Consider the following 21,335-nt stretch of genomic DNA (forward strand, 5'->3'; position numbering starts at 1 on the left):
GCAGATGATTATGTTGAGCTACATCTCATTTAGTAGAGGATGCTATGGGTTTGTGGTTTTAGTGTCAATAGATATTTTTACGTCTAGACGTCTAAACGTATTTTTCGCTAAAACCAATCGGAATGAGTTAGTCATGAATGACATATAGCGACTGGCTTGATGCCGTCAAGATGGCATATTGAAGTGACTCAGGTATAATCTGAGTAATAAAACTAGTGAAATGAGAAACATATTTTGGCCAAACCCGCAGTCTTTTTAGATCGTGACGGCGTGATTAATGTCGACCACGGTTACGTCCATGATGAACATGACTTTGAGTTTATCGATGGGGTATTTGAAGCCGCTAAACAGTTGAAACAGATGGGTTATCAACTTGTTCTGGTGACTAATCAGTCCGGTATTGCCCGTGGTAAGTTCAGTGAAGATCGCTTTCTGTCTCTGACTCAATGGATGGATTGGAACTTTGTCGACAATGGGGTTGAGTTCGATGGGATTTATTATTGCCCACATCATCCAGAGCATGGGGTTGGTAAATACAAAGAAGATTGCGATTGTCGTAAACCTAAACCCGGTATGTTTTTCTCAGCACGTGATTTTCTAAAGATTGATATGGAAAATTCGGTCATGGTGGGCGACAAAGCAGAAGATCTTATGGCTGCCGAAGCCGCTGGCGTCGGGACCAAAATCTTGGTCCGCACCGGTAAGCCAGTTACCGAGAAAGGCCAGGCCCTTGCCACAGTGGTGCTAGACAGCATTAAAGAAGTCCCTGCTTTTCTAGCGAAATAGTTTGACTATAGAGCCGCCAGTGCGGCTTTTGTTTTGTCTGGAGGTGACTATGCTACGTTTGCTAACCGCATTCGCACTTACGGGGATGCTTATCGGCTGTGCTGATGATCGCGTGGTGAGAGAAGAGGTGTTTCAAGGCGATTTTCTTTTCTATCAATGCGAATCTCAATACACTTTCCAAGTGGCTTATATGCCCAATACCCCAGCGGCATTGTTGCGCACAGAGCGAGGGGATTTTCGTCTTATGCAAGTGGCGTCCGGCTCTGGGACCAAATATATCCTTGATGATCAAACCACCGAAAAACCCAACCCGAACACTCTTTACACTAAGGGCAACCAAGCTCGTCTAGAGGTTGGGCGGCAGGTACACAAAAATTGCCTTACCCAGTAATTGCTTTACTATTGGGGGAAAACGGCGCCACTATGTTGGCGCTATATTTAACAAAATCAGTAGGCTATGACTAAGAAACTCACTATTCTTGATATTGCTCGTTTGTCTGGTGTCGGTAAATCGACTGTCTCGCGCGTGTTGACCAATGACCCTAAAGTCAAGCCTGAAACTCGGGCTAAAGTCGAGCAGGTGATCCAAGAGTCTGGTTATGTACCGTCCAAATCGGCGCAGTCGATGCGGGGCGGCAGTCAGAAAGTGGTTGGTGTGATTATCTCGCGTCTGGACTCTCCATCGGAAAACAAGGCTGTCAGCAGTATGCTCTCAACGCTGTATGCCGCTGGCTACGATGTGGTGATCATGGAGAGTCAGTTTGACCGCTATAAGACCAATGAACACCTAGACGTGTTAAAAAAACGCAGTGTTGATGGTGTTATCGTGTTTGGCTTTAGTGATTTTGACCTCTCTAAGCTTGCCAGTTGGAACAACCACAGTGTGGTGATTGCCATGGATACTCAGCAGGTCTCATCGATCAATTACGATAACAACCAAGTTATCGTTAAAGCGTTGCAATACCTAGAGGGCAAACAGCTTTCTCAAATCGCATTTATCGGCGTTGATCCGAGTGATAAAACCACAGGTCAGGTTCGTTTAGCGGCGTATCTAAACTGGTGTCAGCAAAAAGGGCTAACGCCCAATCATCGCACAGGGCAACTCAGTCATGAGAGTGCCTATCTACTGGTCGACGATGTGCTGACAGACAAAACCCAAGCCATTGTTTGTGCAAGCGATACCCTAGCCTTGGGGGTGATCAAGCGGCTGCAAGAACTCAACCGAGAAGACGTGGTCGTGACCGGGGTGGGGGGCAATGAGCTGCTCTCATTCCTGTTTCCCAAAGTGTTCAGTATTGACCCTGGGTATGCTTTAGCAGGAGAGAAGGCTGCTAAGTTATTGATATCTCAAATTAATGGTGAAATTGACAAGATTCACCTAACCCAAGAACCTATCTCAATTTAAGTCATTATTTTCAAACTGTTTTAAAATTATACTGTGATCTCATTCAATTAATGGGACTGTTCCCATTTTTATCTTTCGATAGATCTGACACTATAATAATCATAAATGGGAATGTTCCCATAAATATAAAAGTAAACCTGTCAGTGTGAACTGAACAAGAATGAGAATCCAATTAGGGTGGACATGGATATGAGTAAGATTGCGAAACAAGAAGTGGAGCGTCTGATTGAGTTAGTCGGTGGACGTGACAACATCGCTAGCGTCAGTCACTGCCTAACGCGACTACGTTTTGTATTGAACCAAACAGATAAAGCGGACCAAAAAGCGCTGGAAGCCTTGCCGATAGTCAAGGGCTGCTTCACCAATGCGGGTCAGTTTCAGGTGGTTATCGGGACTGAAGTCGATGAAGTGTACAAGGTATTGATTGAGCTGTCTGGTAAGAGTGAGGCATCAAAAGACGAAGCCAAGCTCGCAGCACGTCAAAACATGAACTTGCTTGAGCGCGGTATCTCCCATCTTGCTGAAATTTTTGTACCGCTGCTTCCTGCCATCATCACTGGTGGTCTAATCCTAGGCTTCCGCAATGTGATTGGTGACATCAAGATGTTTGATGGCCAATCACTCACAGAAATCAGTCAGTTCTGGGCGACGGTACACAGCTTCTTGTGGCTGATTGGCGAGGCGATTTTCTTCTTCCTACCTGTCGGTGTTTGTTGGTCTACCGTGAAAAAACTGGGCGGAACGCCGATCCTTGGTATTACCTTGGGTGTGACACTGGTTTCGCCACAGTTAATGAACGCTTACTTGATCGGTAAGCAAGCGCCTGAAGTGTGGGACTTCGGTCTGTTTGTGATTGAAAAAGTCGGTTATCAAGCCCAGGTGATCCCGGCAATGCTAGCGGGTATGGCACTGGCGTTTATTGAAACCAACTTGAAGCGAATTGTACCGTCGTACCTTTACTTAGTCGTTGTTCCGTTTGTGTCTATCATCGTCTCTGTGGTACTCGCTCACTCGCTTATCGGTCCATTTGGCCGTGTGTTAGGTGATGGCGTGGCATTTGCGGCGAAAGCAGCAATGACAGGAGATTTTGCCGTCATTGGTTCAATGATCTTTGGTTTCCTCTACGCACCATTAGTGATCACTGGTATCCACCACACGACTAACGCAGTTGACCTACAACTGATGCAAGATTTAGGCGGCACGCCAATCTGGCCTCTGATTGCGCTATCTAATATTGCTCAAGCGTCTGCGGTAGTGGGTATCATTATTATCAGTAAAAAGCATGGTGAGCGTGACATTTCAGTACCTGCCGCTATCTCTGCTTACCTTGGGGTTACTGAGCCTGCCATGTACGGCATTAACCTTAAATACAAGTTCCCGATGTTAAGCGCGATGATTGGTAGTGCCATTGCCGCAGCGATATGTGGAAGTGCGGGTGTGATGGCGAACGGTATCGGCGTCGGTGGTTTGCCAGGTATTCTCTCTATCCAGCCACAGTTTTGGGGAATCTATGCGATTGCCATGCTGGTAGCCATCGCGCTTCCTGCCGCGTTGACTCTGTTCTTCTACAAGCGTGCTCAATCAAAAGGCGAGTTAGAGCCAGTCAGCGCCTAATCAAGACAATCACTCTTTAGGAGCGGCCATTGCCGCTCCTGTTATTCAGCAAATTTTCGGTAAGTGAGTTCAGTCATGACAGTCATCACTCAGGATCCTAACTGGTGGAAAACCGCCTCGATTTATCAGATCTATCCAAAGAGTTTTTGTGACAGTGGGAGCAAAGGTACGGGCGATATTCAGGGGATCATTTCTAAGCTGGACTATCTCAAGCGCTTAGGTGTCGATGCGATTTGGTTAACCCCGGTTTATCAGTCTCCCATGGTCGACAACGGTTACGATATCTCCGATTACTACGCAATCAATCCAGATTTTGGCACTATGGCCGACTTTGACCAACTGCTTGAACAAGCCCATCAACGTGGATTGCGCATCATCATGGACATAGTGGTCAACCATACCTCGACTGAACATCACTGGTTTCAGTCGGCGCTGGGCGATAAACAGAGTCCTTATCGCGACTACTACATTTGGCGTGACCCTGTTGATGGGGAAGTACCGAATAACTGGCAATCGAAATTTGGCGGCAGCGCTTGGGCGCTCGATGAAGCCACTGGTCAATACTATCTGCACTTGTTTGCCAAACAGCAGGCTGATTTGAATTGGGAGAACCCTAAAGTCAGAGCCGAAGTAAAAGAGGTGATCAGCTACTGGGCTGAAAAAGGGGTTGATGGCTTCCGTCTAGACGTGATTAACCTGATTTCGAAACAGCAAGATTTTCCTAATGATGATATCGGTGATGGTCGCCGATTCTATACCGATGGGCCGCGCGTTCATCAATACTTACAAGAGATAAGCCAAGCGGTATTTCAGAAATATGGTAGCGTGACCGTGGGTGAAATGTCGTCGACAACGCTTGAGCATTGTCAGCAATACTCTTCACTCGATGGCAAAGAGCTGTCGATGGTGTTCAATTTCCACCACCTTAAAGCCGACTATCCGAATGGCGAAAAGTGGACCAAAGCGCCGTTTGACTTTTTGCAACTGAAACAGATTTTTAATCACTGGCAAACCGGGCTTAACGGCAAAGGGTGGGGAGCGCTTTTTTGGTGTAACCACGATCAGCCGCGTGTGGTCAGCCGTTTGGGTAACGATAACCAGTACCGCGTCGAGTCGGCTAAGATGCTGGCGGCGTCGATACATATGATGCAAGGCACACCTTACATCTACCAAGGCGAAGAAATTGGCATGACCAATCCAGGTTACACCTCGATTGAGCAGTATCGTGATGTCGAAAGTACCAACATGTATGACATCATGGTCAATCAACAAGGTGTCGATCCACAGACAATGCTAGAGATATTGGCTCAAAAATCACGTGATAATTCGCGCACGCCAATGCAATGGAACAAAGAACCCTATGCTGGCTTCTCCAAGGGGCAGCCTTGGCTTGAAGTTGCAACCAATTATCGTGAACTTAATGCGTTGCAAGCAGAGCAAGACCCGAGTTCGGTGTTCTATTTTTATCAAAAGCTGATTGAGCTGCGCAAAGAAGTGAAGGTGATCACCACTGGCGATTATCTTGATCTCTATCCAGACCACTGCGCAGTGTTTGGTTACCAGCGTTGTTCGTCTGAGCAAACGCTCATCTGTTTAAACAACTACTATGGCGAACAAGCCGAATGTGTGCTGCCAAGTGATTTCGATGTTGCTAAGGCACGTTATCTATTGGGTAACTATCAAGACTTACCTCAAGAGGTCAATGAGCTGCAGAAGTTAAGACCATACGAGACGCGTATTTTGCTCTTAGAAAACTAACCCCCCCTTAAAGTGTTAGTTAACTTACGCCCCGCGAGTCGGGGCTTTTTTATGCGGAGCGAGAAAGAGAAACCCATATGCCCATATCATAGGTACAAAAAAACCAGCTCGATGAGCTGGTTTTTTTAATATGGTGGAGGGGGACGGATTCGAACCATCGAAGGCAGTGCCAGCAGATTTACAGTCTGATCCCTTTGGCCACTCGGGAACCCCTCCGGGTGTTTTATCCTTGGCAGTGTTTTCCCAACACACTGTTCAAGTGTTTCTCACAAGCTATCCCAAGGATAGTCACAAGAAAGAATATGGTGGAGGGGGACGGATTCGAACCATCGAAGGCAGTGCCAGCAGATTTACAGTCTGATCCCTTTGGCCACTCGGGAACCCCTCCAGGGTATTTTATCCTTGGCAGTGTTTTCCCAACACACTGTTCAAGCGTTTCCCACAAACTATCCCAAAGATAGTCACAAGAAAGAATATGGTGGAGGGGGACGGATTCGAACCATCGAAGGCAGTGCCAGCAGATTTACAGTCTGATCCCTTTGGCCACTCGGGAACCCCTCCAGGGTATTTTATCCTTGGCAGTGTTTTCCCAACACACTGTTCAAGCGTTTCTCACAAGCTATCCCAAGGATAGTCACAAGAAAGAATATGGTGGAGGGGGACGGATTCGAACCATCGAAGGCAGTGCCAGCAGATTTACAGTCTGATCCCTTTGGCCACTCGGGAACCCCTCCAGGGTGTTTTCTTGCTCTCAATCGGAACAAGCTTGAGACAATGTTTTCCCAACGCATTGCTCAAGTGCGGAGCGCATCATAGCAAACTCGGAAAAGCTGTAAAGAGTTTTTCGTAGAATTTTACGTTGAATGGTGCCTTTTTGGACAAGGTTGCTGGAAATTAAGCTAAAAGGCCAAACAATCAACGGTTTTCCTTACATATTATTTCTCACTCTTTACATTCCTTGACGTTTTTAAAGCGTATAACTGGCTACAATACTTAGAGTTTATTAATGCAGAATCAAAAAAACATGAAAAGTAAAATTATTCTGAGCCTTCTGTCGGTGTCTATGTTCGTCGCAGTGCCGAATGCGCAAGCCAACCGACCCGGTGCGTCAGCGGTGACGGTGGTGACAGAGCAAGTACAGACACACAAAGTGTCACAGTCGTTGGTATTGGTTGGTAAGTTAGAGGCCGAACAATCGGTGATGATCTCGTCGGAAGTAACGGGGAAAATCGACGTGATTGCGGTGAAAGCCAATCAGCAAGTGAGCAAAGACCAGATCTTAGTCAAGCTTGATGATGACAAAGCGCTCGCCGCAGTGGCAGAGGCCAGGGCCTATCTAAGAGATCAGCAGCGCGTATTGCAAGAGTACGAGCGTTTGGTGAAAAGCAATGCGATCACCCAAACGGCGATCAACGCGCAAAAAGCTGCAGTGGATATCGCTCAAGCTCGACTTGATGCCGCCAACGCCAATCTCAATGATTTACATATTAGCGCACCGTTTGCCGGCACAGTGGGTTTTATCGATTTTAGCCGCGGTAAGTTGGTTACCTCCGGTAGTGAGTTGTTGTCCTTAGATAACTTGTCGGTGATGCAGCTCGATTTGCAAGTGCCAGAGCGTTATCTAGGGCAGTTAGAAAAAGGCATGACGGTCACCGCGACGACCGCTGCTTGGCCTGGTAAAGCGTTTACTGGTGAGCTGGTGGCTATCGATTCGCGCATCAACCAGCAGACGTTAAACCTGAGAGTGCGCATCCATTTTTCTAATTCTGATTTAGCTCTTAAACCCGGCATGCTGGTGTCTGCTGATATGGACTTCCCACCGATGGAAGCGCCAATCATTCCCGTACAAGCGCTCGAGTATTCAGGGACTAAGCGCTACGTCTATGTAGTCGGCGACAACAACAAAGCCACCCGCACTGAAGTTAAGCTCGGTGCCCGAGTCGAAAACCAAGTGGTCATTGAAGAAGGCCTATCGATTGGCGATAAGATCGTTGTGCAAGGTATTGTCAATATGCGTGATGGCGTTGCCGTGACTGAGCTAACCCAAACCGCTAAATCTGAGCCGACGCAAGGGGGCAACTAATGCTGCTGTCAGATGTTTCGGTTAAACGCCCTGTGGCGGCGGTGGTATTGAGTTTACTGCTATGTGTGTTTGGTATTGTCTCGTTTAGTAAACTCGCGGTGCGAGAGATGCCGGATATTGAAAGCCCGGTGGTGTCGATCAGCACGCGCTACGAAGGGGCGTCTGCGACCATTATCGAAAGCCAGATCACCTCGGTCCTCGAAGATCAGTTATCGGGGATCAGTGGTATCGATGAGATAGAGTCGACCACGCGCAACAGTATGTCGCGCATTACCATCACTTTTGAGCTCGGTTATGACCTCAATACGGGGGTAAGCGACGTTCGTGATGCGGTGGCGCGTGCTCAACGAGCGTTGCCAGATGAAGCCGACGATCCTGTGGTCTTTAAAAATAACGGTTCTGGGCAAGCCTCACTGTACATCAACTTGAGCTCATCGGAGATGGACCGCACTCAACTGACGGATTACGTCGAAAGAGTGTTACTGGACCGTTTTAGCTTGATTTCCGGTGTGAGTTCGGTCGATGTCTCCGGTGGGCTGTACAAGGTGATGTACGTCAAGCTTAAGCCTGACCAAATGGCGGGCCGTGGCGTTACAACGACTGACATTACCACAGCGCTGCGCAATGAGAATATTGAGAGTCCTGGCGGTGAAGTGCGCAACGACCAAATCGTGATGTCGGTCCGAACTGCACGTAGCTATAACCAAGCCGAAGACTTTGAATATCTTGTGGTCAAGCGCGCGAGTGACAACACACCTATCTATCTACGAGATGTGGCAGACGTCTTTATCGGTGCCGAGAACGAGAACTCAACCTTTAAGAGTGATGGTGTGGTCAACGTCAGTATGGGGATCGTGCCGCAATCCGATGCCAACCCACTCGAAGTGGCTGAGCGTGTGCATAAGCAGGTTGACGACATTCAGCAGTTTTTGCCGGAAGGGACACGTTTAGCCATCGATTATGACTCAACCGTGTTTATCGACCGTTCTATTTCCGAAGTGTATAACACCCTGTTTATCACCGGTGGCCTAGTGATTTTGGTGCTGTACATCTTCATTGGTCAAGCAAGAGCGACCTTGATCCCAGCGGTAACGGTACCAGTGTCGCTGATCTCTTCGTTTATCGCGGCTTATTATTTTGGTTTTTCGATTAACTTGATCACCCTGATGGCGCTGATTCTATCGATCGGATTGGTGGTCGATGATGCGATTGTGGTCGTTGAGAATATTTTCCATCATATCGAAAGAGGCGAAAAACCGCTGCTTGCCGCGTACAAAGGCGCACGCGAGGTAGGGTTTGCGGTAGTGGCGACCACCTTAGTATTGGTGATGGTGTTTTTACCTATCTCCTTTATGGATGGCATGGTCGGCCTACTATTTACCGAGTTTTCGGTATTGCTTGCTATGGCTGTTATCTTTTCGTCGCTTATCGCTCTCACTCTAACCCCAGTACTAGGCAGTAAGCTGCTCAAGGCAAACGTCAAACCTAGCCGCTTCAACTTGTTTATTGAACGTATGTTTGGCCGCTTAGAGTCAGGGTATCGCCGCGCATTGACGATAGCGCTGCGCGGTAAGTGGCTGGCGCCAATCATTATCTTGGCGTGTGTAGCAGGCAGTTGGGGATTGATGCAGCAAGTGCCATCCCAGTTAACTCCGTCAGAAGACCGAGGCGTTATTTTTGCCTTTGCACGTGGAGCGGATGCGACCAGTTACAATCGCATGGCTGCGAATATGGATGAGATCGAGCAGCGCTTACTGCCACTTCTTGGTCAAGGATTCTTGAAGTCGTTCAGTATCCAATCGCCCGCGTTTGGCGGCAATGCCGGAGACCAAACTGGCTTCGTGATCATGATCTTAGAAGACTGGAGTGATCGAGATGTCACCGCTCAACAAGCGTTGGGGCAGGTGAGGAAAGCGTTGTCGGGCATCGCGGATGTGCGCATCTTTCCATTCATGCCTGGCTTTAGAGGGGGTTCTAGTGAGCCGGTTCAGTTTGTGCTTGGTGGTTCTGATTACTCTGAGCTTAAATCTTGGGCAGAAAAGCTTGAGCAGTTGGCCGAAGAGTCGCCTTATATGGAAGGGGCGGATATCAACTACTCAGAGAAAACACCAGAGCTTGTGGTCACGATTGACAAGCAGCGCGCTGCAGAGCTTGGCATCAGCGTCAAGGACATCTCCGATACCTTAGAAATTATGCTTGGTGGTAAGAGTGAAACTACTTATGTCGAGCGTGGTGAGGAGTATGATGTTTACTTGCGTGGTGATGAGAACAGCTTTAACAATGCGTCGGACTTGAGCCAAATCTACATGAGAACGGCGTCGGGAGAGTTGGTGACGCTCGATGCTGTGACCAAGATTGAGGAGGTCGCGTCTTCGATTCGTTTGTCTCACTATAACAAGCAAAAGTCTGTCACGATTACCGCAAATCTGTCGGATGGCTACACCTTGGGTGAGGCGCTCGATTATTTGGATCAGCAAGCGATAGAGCTGCTTCCTGGCGATATCTCAGTCAGCTACTCTGGGGAATCAAAAGATTACAAAGAGAACCAGTCGAGTGTATTGGTGGTGTTTGCACTGGCACTGTTAGTGGCATACCTAGTACTCGCGGCGCAGTTTGAAAGCTTTATCAACCCCTTAGTGGTGATGTTTACTGTACCAATGGGCGTATTTGGGGGCTTTCTGGGCCTGGTTGTTATGCAGCAAGGGCTCAATATCTACAGCCAAATCGGCATGATTATGTTGATTGGTATGGTCACCAAGAACGGCATCTTGATTGTCGAGTTTGCCAACCAGTTACGTGACCGTGGCATTGAGTTTGAGAAAGCGATCATTGATGCATCGGCGCGACGCTTGAGGCCGATTATGATGACGGCATTTACGACGCTAGCGGGCGCAATCCCACTGATTTTGTCCACCGGAGCTGGATATGAGAGCCGTGTTTCGGTGGGTACGGTCATCTTCTTTGGTATGGGCTTTGCGACCATAGTGACCCTGTTCGTGATTCCTGCGATGTACCGCTTAATCTCGGGACATACTCAGTCACCGGGCCATGTTGCGGCAGAGCTAGACAAAGAACTTAGCCATGATGTCAAAGCTCGAAGTTCACATGGTGAACTGAACTAGAGAACGGACTTCGTCCTGCGAGAATTTAGAACGGGCTGCGCCCTTCGAGAGGGTGGGGGGATGAGCGAGTCGAAAAGTGCAGGCAGTGCTGGCTTATTTTTTAGTCTAATTTCCTGATTTTAAAACAGAAGGGTTGACACTGTGTGTCAACCCTTCCAAGATTTTCTCGCTTCTCGCTTCTCGCTTCTCGCTTCTCGCTTCTCGCTTCTCGCTTCTCGCTTCTCGCTTCTCGCTTCTCGCTTCTCGCTTCTCGCTTCTCGCTTCTCGCTTCTCGCTTCTCGCTTCTCGCTTCTCGCTTCTCGCTTCTCGCTTCTCGCTTCTCGCTTCTCGCTTCTCGCTTCTCTCTATCCGTAATTAACCGAGTAGCGTGTTGGCTTATGATTCATCGCCAAAACTAAGTTCAATGCCACTGCACCGACGATCGACAGCAATATGGTTTGTGGTGAAACAAAAAATAGCGAGGTCACCAGGATCCCGATGTCGATCGTTAACTGCGATTTGCCTACCGAAATGCCAAATTTGTCTTGAATGAACAGGCACAGCACATTAAAGCCGCCCAAGCTTGAGCGATGGCGAAACAGAATGAGCATGCCCAATCCCATCAATAGTCCACCAGCAACGGCGCAGTATACGGGGTTAATACTATCTAGGCTGATCACAAGGTAGAGATGATCAGTAAAAATAGACACGAGCGCTCCGGAAATGGCACTGTTCACGGCAAAGCGCGAGCCAAAGCGTCGCCACGCCAGCAGGTAGAACGGGCTATTGGCAATAAAATAGAGCATGCCAAGTGATAAAGAACTGAACTGACTGACCAGCAGCGCTAAGCCGGCAGTTCCACCGGTGAGCAATGAAGCCGACTGGAGGAAGAAAAATCCTTGGGCGACAAGGAAAGTGCCGGTCAATATTGCGACCCAGTCTTCTTTACGTGAGTGTTTTTCCATCAATTTTAAATTTATACAGCAATTAATGGCGTGCATACTATTTAAAAAATGCGGATTTCGGTAGCTTGAGGGTGAAAATTAAGGTAAACCTATGTAATTATCGTTTTACGGAGTGTAAAGGAGAGAATTGACACTTTTCGCAGTGTGATCTGAGAAAAATGGTCAACATGACATTCCTTGTAAAGCATTATGAAAAAACTGCATGAGAAAAAGTGTATTTTTCTCTTTATGACGTAGATCAAATTCTGTAGAATGCGCGTCATTAGCTCGATGCAAACGTTTGCGCGAATAAAAATGCGTGGATTATTAGGGTCAAAATCAGTTTTACTACTTTAAGTCTTAATCTGAGTCAGGAGATACAGATGCTAAAGCGTGATATGAACATCGCCGATTACGATGCGGAACTGTTCGCAGCAATCCAAGAAGAAACTCTTCGCCAGGAAGAACACATTGAACTTATCGCTTCTGAAAACTACACCAGTCCACGTGTAATGGAAGCGCAAGGCTCTCAGCTAACGAACAAATACGCTGAAGGTTACCCAGGCAAGCGTTACTACGGCGGTTGTGAATACGTAGATAAAGCAGAAGCTCTTGCTATTGACCGTGCTTGTCAGCTATTTGGTTGTGAATACGCCAACGTTCAGCCTCACTCTGGTTCTCAAGCAAACAGCGCAGTATACATGGCGCTACTGAACCCTGGTGACACAGTACTTGGTATGAGCCTAGCGCACGGTGGTCACTTAACTCACGGTTCACCAGTCAACTTCTCTGGCAAACACTACAACGTTATCCCTTACGGCATCGATGAAGCTGGTCAAATCAACTACGATGAGATGGAGCAACTTGCAGTTGAGCACAAACCTAAGATGATCATCGGTGGTTTTTCTGCTTACTCACAAATCGTTGATTGGAAGCGCATGCGTGAAATCGCAGACAAAGTTGACGCTTACCTATTCGTTGATATGGCGCACGTCGCTGGTCTGATTGCTGCTGGTGAATACCCAACACCAGTGCCTCATGCACATGTTGTGACTACTACAACTCACAAGACGCTAGCAGGCCCACGTGGTGGTCTAATCCTGTCGAACGCTGGCGAAGAGATGTACAAAAAGCTTAACTCTGCTGTCTTCCCTGGTGGTCAAGGTGGCCCGCTAATGCACGTTATCGCCGGTAAAGCGGTCGCGTTCAAAGAGGCGATGGAGCCTGAGTTTAAAGCGTACCAAGCGCGCGTGGTTAAAAATGCCAAAGCGATGGTTGCTCAGTTCCAAGAGCGTGGTTACAAGATTGTGTCTAACGGCACTGAAAACCACCTGTTCCTAGTTGATTTGATCGACAAAGACATCACAGGTAAAGATGCGGATGCCGCACTTGGTGCAGCCAACATTACCGTAAACAAAAACTCAGTGCCAAACGATCCACGTAGCCCGTTTGTCACTTCTGGTATCCGTGTAGGTACACCAGCAATCACTCGCCGCGGTTTTACTGAAGACGATGCGAAAGAGTTGGCAAACTGGATGTGTGACGTTCTAGATAACATCGGCAACCAAGACGTTATCGAAGCGACAAAAGCAAAAGTACTTGAGATTTGTAAGCGTCTACCTGTTTACGCGTAATTTTCGTCATAGTTGACTCAATTTCGTTGTCGGGCATGCTCATTGACACTTGTGAACTCCGCGTGCCCTCCTAGTATTTCAGCCAACTACTTTGAAAATGAATTGAAGCCTCATCTTGTGATGGGGCTTTTTTGTATCCGTAGGAAATCGGGCGTCTGAAAGATTACTCAAGTTCGAGAAACAAAAAAGGCTGATGTGTTCACATCAACCTTTTATCAGCGCACTTTTTCTCTATTTAGGTAGGCTGAGTAGGGTGCCAGATTTACATCTAAACGAGTAGTATTTGCTACTTTCGTTAAACTTGCCTAATCCTTCACCGTCACAATAATCGATATTGATGTCACGCATCGTTTCCAAGGTGTCTTCACTGGTTAGCGCGAATTTAGAGCCATCGGAACAGACAATGCGCACTCGACCATCATCACTGACTGAGTAAATATCAACCTCGGTATTGCACAGCTCGAATGACGCTTCGCGGAAATTGTCTTGTTCGGTGTTGCTCGCACAGCCCGCCGTCACTGCAACCAACGTTGTTAGCGCTATCAGTCCAAATGTTTTCATAATAATTCCTTGGATTGTCGGTTTAATACATATCATCTTAGTAGTTGTTGCTTAAGCTAAGACTATATAACTGTGGCATCTCATTCAACAATAAAAAAGCCAGCGGTGTTCGCTGGCTTAATCAGTATCTAAAGGAGAGCGGATTAACCGACTTCAATACCTTGAGCTTGAAGATCCGCATGGTACGACGAACGAACAAATGGACCACAGGCGGCATGGGTGAAGCCAAGATCAAGGGCAATCTCTTTCAACTCGTCAAACTCAGACGGCGGCACATAACGCTCTACAGGTAAGTGATGACGACTTGGCGCGAGGTATTGACCTAGGGTAAGCATCGTCACACCATGAGCGCGCAGATCTTTCAGAACTTCAATGATCTCTTCCTTGGTTTCGCCTAGGCCCATCATCAATCCTGACTTGGTCGGGATGTCAGGGTGTTGCTGTTTGAACTTTTGTAGCAGTTGCAGCGACCATTTGTAGTTCGCGCCAGGGCGAGCTTTACGGTAGAGGCGCGGCGCAGTTTCCAAGTTGTGGTTGAATACATCAGGCGGATTGTCTTTCATTAGATCCAACGCGACATCCATACGGCCACGGAAGTCTGGGACTAGGGTCTCAATCTTGATGTTAGGATTGAGCGCACGGATCTCGCGGTTACAGTCGGCAAAATGCTGTGCACCACCATCGCGAAGATCGTCACGGTCAACAGAGGTGATCACCACGTATTTGAGCTTCATATCTTGGATGGTCTTGGCAAGCTTCTTCGGCTCATCGGCCTCTGGCGCGAGAGGACGACCGTGGGCAACATCACAGAATGGGCAGCGACGAGTACAAATGGCACCGAGAATCATAAAGGTTGCCGTACCGTGGTTAAAACACTCAGCCAAGTTTGGGCAAGAGGCTTCTTCACAGACGGAGTGCAAGTTGTTTTTACGCATCGCTGATTTGATGTCTTGAATGCGCTGGCTATCTGCTGGGAGTTTGATCTTCATCCACTCTGGCTTACGAAGAACTTCTTTCTGCTCAGCGGGCATATTCTTCACTGGGATCAGTGCCATCTTGTCAGCGTCACGATACTTAACGCCTTTTTCCATTTGGATTGGTTTACTCATGCTTCTCTTACTTCTCGTTGCTGGTGGCCTAGTGGTTGTTGGTAGAGATGAACTCAACCTGTTCATAACCCAGTAGTTTGACTAGCTCTTCGACTAGTTTGTTTTCAACTTGGATGACATCATCAGGTCCACCTAGTTGGCTGACTTGAACCATTTCCATCCCCGCATAACCGCACGGGTTAATGCGTTGGAAAGGTGAAAGGTCCATGTTCACATTCAGTGCTAAGCCATGAAATGAACACCCTTTACGGATTCTAAGCCCTAAAGAACAGATTTTTCTGCCATCGACGTACACACCTGGTGCATCTGGCCGTGCCGTTGACTCGATATTGTATGCTTTAAGGGTGTTGATTACGAGGTTCTCAATATGGGTAACGAGATCTCGCACACCAAGCTTTTTACGACGTAGGTTGATCAGGAAGTAGGCAACCAGTTGCCCCGGGCCGTGATAGGTGACCTGACCACCGCGATCACTTTGTACGACGGGAATATCGCCAGTGTTGAGCAAATGTTCTGCTTTTCCTGCTTGTCCTTGGGTAAAGACCGGATTGTGCTCTACCAGCCAAACCTCGTCTGCGGTCTGTTCCGTTCGGTTATCGGTGAAGTCATGCATTGCTTGCCAAATCGGCTCGTAATCCTGTCTTCCCAGATGTTTTACCACAAGCTGGTTATGCATTGCCTTATTCCATCGTCGATTAATAAAGTGAAAAGATTATAAACTGCTTCGGGTCAATGAACTACATCTTAGCCACAGGTTTTTGACCCTAGAAAAAGTGGCTTTTATTTATCTGATTGATATATATGAAGAAAGCAGCCTTCCGCTGCTTTCAAAAAAAATTGATAACATCAAATAAAATTAGAGAACCATGCGCACGATGTCGATTTCACCCAGCTCTTTGTATAGGGTTTCCACCTGCTCAATCGATGTGGCTGTGATGTTGATAGAGACTGAATGATAGTTGCCTTTGGCACTTGGCTTTACGGTTGGGCTGTAGTCACCTGGAGCATGACGTTGAATCACTTCCAAAACCTTCTCTGGTAGCTCTGGCTTAGCGTAGCCCATCACCTTGTAGGTAAATGAACAAGGGAACTCTAGCAGGTCTTTCAGTTTTGCATCTGAGTTAATGTTCAGCATGTTGTTACTCCAAGTTGGAAAATTGGTCTGAATAGCGCGGAATAGTACTGACAATTGAGGTCGAACTCAAGTAAACGCGCGGGGGTTAAAAACGAAAAGAGCCGCGCTAGGCGGCTCTTTTCATACTAAATGCATGAATTACAAGAAGCTCTTAAACAGCATCACAATGTAATCCCACAGGCGGCTAAATAGGCTGCCTTGCTCCACATCTTCTAATGCAAGCAGTGGGTACTCAGCAATGTCTTCACCTTCTAGTTGGTAGTATAGCTTACCAACCACATCACCCTTCATAATTGGGGCTTCTAGCTGTTTTTCAAGGATGAAACTTGCAGTGAGGCTTTTGGCTTGACCACGAGGGAGGGTCACGTAGGTGTCTTGATCAAGACCAAGAGCGACTGTATCTTTGTTGCCCATCCAAATCTTCTCTTCAACAAAGGTTTCACCCGCTTTGTGTGGTGCTACTGTTTCAAAGAAGCGGAAGCCATAGCTGAGCAGCTTCTTGCTTTCTGACTTACGCGCATTGGCATCGCGGGTGCCCATTACAACCGCAACGAGACGCATTTTGCCTTCAGTCGCTGAGCTAACTAAGCTGTAACCGGCGTTGCTAGTGTGTCCGGTTTTGATGCCATCCACGTTCATGCTCTTATCCCAAAGTAGACCGTTGCGGTTGTATTGGGTAATGCCGTTGTAGGTGTATTTTTTCTCTGAGTAGATACGGTACTCATCAGGTACGTCGCGAATCAGCGCGCTGCCTAGTAATGCCATATCGTAAGGGGTTGAATACAGGTTAGGGTTATCCAGACCGTGAACATTGGCAAAGTGGGTATCCTTCATACCAATGGTGTCAGCCCAAGCGTTCATCAAATCGACAAAGGCATCTTCAGAGCCGGCAATGTGCTCTGCCATCGCGACACACGCATCGTTACCTGACTGAACAATAATGCCGCGATTGAGATCTTCAACTTTGACCGTGGTGCCCACTTCGATAAACATCTTTGAAGAGTCAGGGAAGTTCTTGGCCCAAGCGTTTTTGCTGATGGTCACGTCATCTTGCAGTGAGATATTACCGCGTTCAAGCTCCTGGCCTATCACGTAGCTGGTCATCATCTTGGTCAAACTTGCAGGCGACAGTTTGGTATTCATCTCTTTTTGCGCGAGAACTTTGCCTGAATGGTAATCCATCAACACATAGCCTTTCGCTGCGATTTGAGGAGCATCAGGGACGACGATAGGTGATGCGAATGCAGAAGATGCGAAAGTTGCAGAAAGCACAATAGAAGACGCAAATGCTGATTTAATGAGTGTTGTTTTTTTCATAGTGACTACAGGTTTATCTTTGACTGTCCATATCTTAACAGAATCAATCACTCAAATCAGTGCCGCCCTAGGGGAAACACTGGATTGAGGACTAACGAGATTTAATAAAGGCGCTGTCATATCCCAGTGCCTTGACTTGTTCAAGGGCCTTTTGCGTCGACATAAAATCGTCGAAAGGGCCGAGCAGTACGCGATGTAATGTATCAGATGAACTGACATAACTCTTTACCGACAGAATTTGACTCAGACTTTGCGCTAAAGTTTCAACCCGATCTTGGTGTTGTGACGAAGCGACTTGGACAATGTATTGGCTGTGCGCCTTATTTGGCCGAGTTGTGGTCGGTCTGTCGACGGTGATGACTTCAATTTCAACATTCGCTGTGCCAGTTTTCAACACATCAAGCTTAAGCGCTGCCGCGTAGCTGAGGTCGATGATGCGTCCGGGATGGAAAGGTCCTCGGTCGTTGACTCGAACAATCGCTGTCTTGCCGTTGTCTTGGTTGGTGACTTTGACATAGCTAGGAATCGGCAGCTCTTTGTGCGCTGCAGACATTGAGTACATGTCGTAGATTTCGCCGTTCGAGGTCAGGTGGCCATGAAATTTTTTACCATACCAAGAGGCAGTTCCTTGCTGCTTAAACCCTTTCGGATCTTTTATGATGGTATAGCGCTGACCTCGCAGGGTGTAATTGCTATTGCCCCCACGACTGTATGGCTCATATTGCGGTGTCGCGTCTTCGATATGATCGACGCTAATGGGGGTATCGGGAGCCACATCGTCGGCGATGCTATAGCGCCCAGAAGAGGAGCAGCCTGCGAGTATTACCGATAACGTTATCGCGCCAGCGACAAGGTGTTTATTGGTCATTTAGATTGCCTTTGAGAACGCTTTTCGGTGCGTATGAATGGACATTAAGATGCCAAAACCAGCCATCAAGGTCACCATTGACGTACCACCGTAACTGATTAAGGGAAGCGGCACTCCGACCACTGGCAAGATCCCACTTACCATTCCGATATTTACAAATACGTAGACGAAGAAGCTTAATACGATACTGCCCGCCATCATTCGACCAAATGCAGTTTGTGCTTTGCTGGCTAAGACTAGGCCTCGGCCAATAATAAAAAGGTACAAACTGAGCAAAACAAGGATGCCGATTAAGCCCCACTCTTCGGCGATCACCGCGAAGATAAAGTCGGTGTGACGTTCTGGAAGGAATTCGAGCTGAGACTGAGTCCCTTGCAGCCACCCCTTGCCCGAGATACCTCCAGAGCCGATCGCGATCTTACTTTGAATAATATGATAACCCGCGCCAAGTGGATCGGATTCAGGATTAAACAGCGTTCTGACGCGCACTTTTTGGTACTCACGCATCAAAAAGAACCACAAAACGGGCAGAAAGGCGCCTAAAGCACACGCTGCGGCAATGATGATTTTCCAACTGATACCAGCAAGAAAAATGACAAAAATCCCCGAGGCAGCGATAAGGATTGATGTGCCTAAGTCGGGTTGTTTGGCGATCAAAATCGTCGGCACGAACACCATCACCAAGGAGATAACCAAGGTTTGGAATGTCGGCGGAAGTGGGCGCTTACCAATGAATCTTGCCACCATCAAAGGGACGGCGAGCTTAAGCAGTTCGGAAGGCTGGAAGCGGACGAAACCTAAGTTTAACCAGCGCTGCGCTCCTTTTGACGCCTCACCAAAAAACAGTACCCCGAGCAACAACACCACGCCACCGACAAACATCAGCGGTGCTAACGCTTCATAGGTACGCGGCGGAATTTGGGCCAGCAGTAACATTACCCCAAGCGACAAGCCCATGCGCATGGCTTGGCGGTCCATCATGGCTAAGTTTTGTCCGCTGGCGCTATACATCACCACCAGACCAAAGGCCATCAGAACCAATATGCCCAGTAGTAAAGGCAAATCTAAATGAAAGCGTTCAAAAAGAGCGCGGTTTTGACCGGTGGCTGGGTTTAAATCCATGGCTACTTCGCCTCCTCTTTGTCGCTATTTAAAATGACGTGGTCGAATATTCTGCGCACCACAGGGCCACCTTGTGAAGAGCCGCCCCCCGCGTTTTCAAGCACTAGGGAGACAATCACTTCAGGGTTTTCTATCGGGGCAAAACCGGTAAATAGCGCATGGTCTCGAAGGTGTTCGGCGATCTCGTCAGCGTTGTATTCTTCGTCTTCAGCTAGGCCAAATACCTGCGCGGTTCCCGACTTGCCGGCGCTCACATAACTCATATTGGTAAAGGCGCGTCGCGCTGTTCCTTTTTTGCCATGGTTAACCAAACGCATGCCTTCAATTGCTAAGTCCCAGAAGCGGTCTTTCACGCCCTCTATCGGTGGGTGAGTATAGGTTTCTAGATCTTCCAGTTCATGTTTAGCAAACTTTTCACCATTGACTATGGTTGCGCGCAGTAGGTGAGGGGCGATACGCGTTCCTCGGTTGACTAACACAGACGTCGCTTTGGCGATTTGCATCGGGGTTGCTGTCCAATACCCTTGACCGATACCGACAGGGATGGTGTCTCCCTGATACCAAGGCACACGATGACGCGCCATTTTCCATTCTCGGGTTGGCATGTTGGCTTTACTTTCTTCATAGATATCAAGGCCAGTGTAGTCACCAAAACCAAACATCATCATCCAACGCGATATACGGTCAATGCCCATGTCGTAAGCAATTTGATAAAAGAAAGTATCGACGGATTCCTCAATGGATTTGACGATATCCACCTTGCCATGTCCCCACGCTAGCCAATCACGGAATGGTCGGGTTTTGGAGTTGGGAATTTTCCAATAACCTGGATCGTTACGTGTGGTGTAGGGGGTAATCACACCCTCTTGTAGCGCAGCGACCGCCATAAAAGGCTTGATCGTCGACGCGGGTGGGTAGATTCCTAACGTTGCTCGGTTAACCAATGGCCGGTTTTTATCGTTAAGCAAGGCGCTATACGCTTTGCTTGAAATACCATGGACAAAAGCGTTCGGGTCATAACTTGGGCTGGAAACCATCGCCAGCACGCCGTTGTCGGCCGGATCGAGCACCACGACACTGCCTCTGCGATCATCAAGCAAATCATGTATGTAAAGTTGAAGATCAATATCTAGGTTGAGAACAATATCTTTGCCTGGAACGGGAGGCACATATTTGAGTGTACGAATAATACGGCCACGACTGTTGACTTCGACCTCTTGGTAGCCGGCGGTGCCGTGCAGTAGGTCTTCATAAAAGCGCTCAATCCCCAGTTTGCCGATATCGCGGGTGGCTTGATAATTGGCATCTTTTTCTTCACGAACCAGACGTTGCATGTCTCTGTCGTTGATTCGAGATACATAACCAATTACGTGCGTCAGCACTTCGCCATAAGGGTAATGACGTTTGAGGGCCGCATTAATCGCCACGCCTGGGAAGTTGTGTTGTTGAACGGAGAACTTCGCCACTTGCTGCTCAGTGAGCTGGGTTAAAATAGGCACCGATTTAAAGCGACGAGAGTGTTTACGCTCTTTTTGGAAACGCTCTACTTGCTCTGGTGTAATAGTGACGATTTGTTGCAGGCGACTAATGGTGTCGTCCATGTCATCGACTTTTTCAGGAATGATTTCCAGGCTAAATACAGGTCGGTTTTCAGCCAGCAATTTGCCGTTACGGTCGTATATCAGGCCTCGGTTGGGCGCAATAGGCACGACTTTGATACGGTTGTCGTTAGAGCGGGTCTTGTAGTCTTGGTATTGATTGATTTGGATATTATAGAGGTTAGTCACCAGCACGCCCATCATGGCAACAATACCAATGAAAGCGACGATAGCGCGGCTTTTGAATAGCCGCGCTTCTTCATGGTAATCCCTTATTTGGGTACGCTTGCGTAACATCTA

17 protein-coding genes and 4 tRNA genes are annotated in these 21,335 nt (G+C 47.8%); 8 read left to right on the forward strand and 13 right to left on the reverse strand.

What is annotated here, in order from left to right:
• Positions 1-234 precede the first annotated feature (234 nt).
• The 5 genes from gmhB (at position 235) to treC (ending at position 5,563) form a co-directional block, all read left to right on the forward strand.
• On the forward strand, positions 235-786 hold the full coding sequence (gmhB, locus tag MTO69_RS03315) for a D-glycero-beta-D-manno-heptose 1,7-bisphosphate 7-phosphatase (protein ID WP_248331114.1): 552 nt from the start codon (positions 235-237) through the stop codon (positions 784-786).
• A gap of 49 nt (positions 787-835) precedes the next feature.
• Positions 836-1,177: an MliC family protein gene (locus tag MTO69_RS03320; RefSeq protein WP_248331116.1), complete on the forward strand. Its 342-nt coding sequence runs from the start codon at positions 836-838 to the stop codon at positions 1,175-1,177.
• 66 nt (positions 1,178-1,243) lie between these two features.
• Complete coding sequence (gene treR, locus MTO69_RS03325; protein ID WP_248331118.1) at positions 1,244-2,191, forward strand: trehalose operon repressor TreR; 948 nt, start codon at positions 1,244-1,246, stop codon at positions 2,189-2,191.
• 189 nt (positions 2,192-2,380) lie between these two features.
• Complete coding sequence (gene treB, locus MTO69_RS03330; RefSeq protein ID WP_248331120.1) at positions 2,381-3,805, forward strand: PTS trehalose transporter subunit IIBC; 1,425 nt, start codon at positions 2,381-2,383, stop codon at positions 3,803-3,805.
• Between the two features lie 75 nt (positions 3,806-3,880).
• Positions 3,881-5,563 carry an alpha,alpha-phosphotrehalase gene (treC, locus tag MTO69_RS03335; protein ID WP_248331122.1) on the forward strand — a complete coding sequence of 561 codons (1,683 nt, stop codon included), beginning with the start codon at positions 3,881-3,883 and terminating at the stop codon, positions 5,561-5,563.
• 131 nt (positions 5,564-5,694) lie between these two features.
• Here the strand turns inward: treC and MTO69_RS03340 are convergent.
• The 4 genes from MTO69_RS03340 to MTO69_RS03355 form a co-directional block, all read right to left on the reverse strand.
• Positions 5,695-5,779, reverse strand: a tRNA-Tyr gene (locus MTO69_RS03340).
• Positions 5,780-5,866: 87 nt separating this feature from the next.
• Positions 5,867-5,951 (reverse strand) — tRNA-Tyr (locus MTO69_RS03345).
• A gap of 88 nt (positions 5,952-6,039) precedes the next feature.
• Positions 6,040-6,124, reverse strand: a tRNA-Tyr gene (locus MTO69_RS03350).
• Between the two features lie 88 nt (positions 6,125-6,212).
• A tRNA-Tyr gene (locus tag MTO69_RS03355) sits at positions 6,213-6,297 on the reverse strand.
• Positions 6,298-6,587: 290 nt separating this feature from the next.
• Here MTO69_RS03355 and MTO69_RS03360 point away from each other — a divergent pair.
• Together MTO69_RS03360 and vexH are read left to right on the forward strand one after the other, a co-directional pair.
• Positions 6,588-7,646, forward strand: a complete 1,059-nt coding sequence (locus tag MTO69_RS03360) for an efflux RND transporter periplasmic adaptor subunit (RefSeq protein ID WP_248331124.1) — start codon at positions 6,588-6,590, stop codon at positions 7,644-7,646.
• Positions 7,646-10,768, forward strand: a complete 3,123-nt coding sequence (vexH, locus tag MTO69_RS03365; RefSeq protein WP_248331126.1) for a multidrug efflux RND transporter permease subunit — start codon at positions 7,646-7,648, stop codon at positions 10,766-10,768. The genes MTO69_RS03360 and vexH overlap by 1 nt, the downstream gene beginning before the upstream one ends.
• A 344-nt stretch (positions 10,769-11,112) precedes the next feature.
• Here vexH and MTO69_RS03370 read toward each other — a convergent pair whose 3' ends face one another.
• Entirely contained in the window at positions 11,113-11,712 is a 600-nt protein-coding gene (locus tag MTO69_RS03370) for a YitT family protein (RefSeq protein WP_248331128.1), read from the reverse strand.
• 362 nt (positions 11,713-12,074) lie between these two features.
• Here MTO69_RS03370 and glyA point away from each other — a divergent pair, with 362 nt between their 5' ends.
• A complete protein-coding gene (glyA, locus tag MTO69_RS03375; RefSeq protein ID WP_248331130.1) occupies positions 12,075-13,325 on the forward strand; it encodes a serine hydroxymethyltransferase in 1,251 nt (416 codons plus the stop codon).
• 231 nt (positions 13,326-13,556) lie between these two features.
• On the opposite strand, the gene MTO69_RS03380 is transcribed toward glyA, so the two are convergent.
• From MTO69_RS03380 to mrdA, 8 genes are all read right to left on the reverse strand, one after another.
• Positions 13,557-13,886: a hypothetical protein gene (locus MTO69_RS03380; protein ID WP_248331131.1), complete on the reverse strand. Its 330-nt coding sequence runs from the start codon at positions 13,884-13,886 to the stop codon at positions 13,557-13,559.
• Positions 13,887-14,029: 143 nt separating this feature from the next.
• Positions 14,030-14,995, reverse strand: coding sequence for a lipoyl synthase (gene lipA, locus MTO69_RS03385; protein WP_248331133.1), 966 nt, complete (start codon positions 14,993-14,995; stop codon positions 14,030-14,032).
• 28 nt (positions 14,996-15,023) lie between these two features.
• Positions 15,024-15,671 carry a lipoyl(octanoyl) transferase LipB gene (gene lipB, locus MTO69_RS03390; protein WP_248331135.1) on the reverse strand — a complete coding sequence of 216 codons (648 nt, stop codon included), beginning with the start codon at positions 15,669-15,671 and terminating at the stop codon, positions 15,024-15,026.
• Between the two features lie 180 nt (positions 15,672-15,851).
• Entirely contained in the window at positions 15,852-16,130 is a 279-nt protein-coding gene (ybeD, locus tag MTO69_RS03395; RefSeq protein ID WP_006881648.1) for a DUF493 family protein YbeD, read from the reverse strand.
• 138 nt (positions 16,131-16,268) lie between these two features.
• Positions 16,269-17,447: a serine hydrolase gene (locus MTO69_RS03400; protein ID WP_248331137.1), complete on the reverse strand. Its 1,179-nt coding sequence runs from the start codon at positions 17,445-17,447 to the stop codon at positions 16,269-16,271.
• Between the two features lie 91 nt (positions 17,448-17,538).
• A complete protein-coding gene (locus MTO69_RS03405; protein ID WP_248331139.1) occupies positions 17,539-18,315 on the reverse strand; it encodes a septal ring lytic transglycosylase RlpA family protein in 777 nt (258 codons plus the stop codon).
• Positions 18,316-19,437, reverse strand: coding sequence for a rod shape-determining protein RodA (gene rodA, locus MTO69_RS03410; RefSeq protein WP_248331141.1), 1,122 nt, complete (start codon positions 19,435-19,437; stop codon positions 18,316-18,318).
• 2 nt (positions 19,438-19,439) lie between these two features.
• Entirely contained in the window at positions 19,440-21,332 is a 1,893-nt protein-coding gene (mrdA, locus tag MTO69_RS03415) for a penicillin-binding protein 2 (protein WP_248331143.1), read from the reverse strand.
• Positions 21,333-21,335 lie beyond the last annotated feature (3 nt).

Source organism: Vibrio sinaloensis, assembly GCF_023195835.1.
In the GTDB taxonomy this organism is placed as follows: Bacteria; Pseudomonadota; Gammaproteobacteria; order Enterobacterales; family Vibrionaceae; genus Vibrio; species Vibrio sinaloensis_C.